Raw genomic sequence first — 1,463 nt, forward strand, 5'->3', positions numbered from 1 at the left:
ACCAACGAACAGCCCAAAGAATGATTTCACCTTGAAAGTGCCGACCGTGGAAGGGATTCATCTGCTGTATCTCGAAATAAATAAGATATTTAGCTTATCATGTCAGCCTATTTGCAACAGTGCCGTTGATCTTCCGTCCTTCATGCATGAGGGCCACAGTGCCATCCGGGTACTCCAGAAATGAAATGTATTGCCCAACAAGCTTATGATTCAGCTCTGTCGGTTCAAGCAGATAAATACACTTGTCATAGGTGATGGTTAGGTTCTTCGTGACCTTACGCGGTTCCTGCCAAGTGAATATATCCTCCAGCTCAGCATCAGATTCCGTTAAAGATCGATGTAAATTCTTCGAGTTTCTCGCACACTTGGCAAACTTCTGATTGAAGTGCTCAATGAAGCAGGGTAGCCATGCATTGGCTTCGGCAATTGAACTGATGCCTTCCAGACGCATCTCCTTGATCAAACGGTCTTGAAGGGTTCTATTCGCGCGTTCTACGCGACCTTTAGCCTGTGGTGAGTTGGCAAAGATAATATCAATATTTAACTCGTTCAGAATCCGCCCAAATTGCGTGATCTGGCTGTCTTTCCTGGATTTCTGATTAACTCTGAATACCGAATGTTTGTCGCTATAAAAGGCCAGAGGTTTGCCGTATTGTTCAATGTAGGCTCGGGTTGAAAGCATATAGTCGAAGGTGGTTTCCGCCTCACAGAAGCGTAGATGCAACAGCTTTCCAGTGGCATCATCGATATACACCAATAAACAGCACTTAGCAGCGCGTCCTTCGAACCAGTCATGATATGAGCCATCAATCTGGATCAGCTCACCGAAGCAATCCCGGTTATAACGTGGCTGATATGGACGTTTAAGGCGCTTGGATCGCGGAATCCAGAGGTCATTGGCCATCATCCAGCGCCGAACCGTTTCTACCGGGATATTCAGGTCAAATATGCTGCTGAGCTTCTCATGCGCCAAGGTAGGTCCAAAGCCCAGCAGATGTTCAGAAATAATGGAAAGACATTTTGATTTTAATAACTCATCATGGCGATGATGGCCAGGTTGACCACGACTGGCATGTGCCAGACCTGAAACACCGTCTTGATTGAGTTTCTGCAATAACCGGGTAATTTGACGAGTGGAAAGATTCAGGATTTCAGCAGCACGGACCTGGGTAATACGATGATCTCGAACGTCTTGCAGAACTGCAAGACGTTGAATTTCCTTGTCAGACATAGTGATCAACATCTCTAATTTATATCCAGTCCATGATGGTAAAAACCATCATAAACTAGACATTTTTATTGGTGAGAATATAGACACTTTAAATGGTTTCTAACAAGGTTACTTCACATAAGAAATTTTATGTTAAATGATTGTTAGAAATGCCCCTTGATCGAGGCATTTTCTATAAAGAATACTAAAAACTAATTAAAGCCAACCAAGTTTCAAAACAAGGCAGTTCTCA

At 43.5% G+C, this 1,463-nt stretch carries 1 pseudogene; it reads right to left on the reverse strand.

The features are described 5' to 3' along the window. Nucleotides 1-103 precede the first annotated feature (103 nt). Nucleotides 104-1,243, reverse strand: a pseudogene (locus FTT77_RS17175) (ISNCY family transposase); the annotation flags it as partial. Between the last annotated feature and the right edge of the window lie 220 nt (nt 1,244-1,463).

It is taken from the genome of Acinetobacter sp. YH01010 (genome assembly GCF_013420775.1).
In the GTDB taxonomy this organism is placed as follows: domain Bacteria; phylum Pseudomonadota; class Gammaproteobacteria; order Pseudomonadales; family Moraxellaceae; genus Acinetobacter; species Acinetobacter amyesii.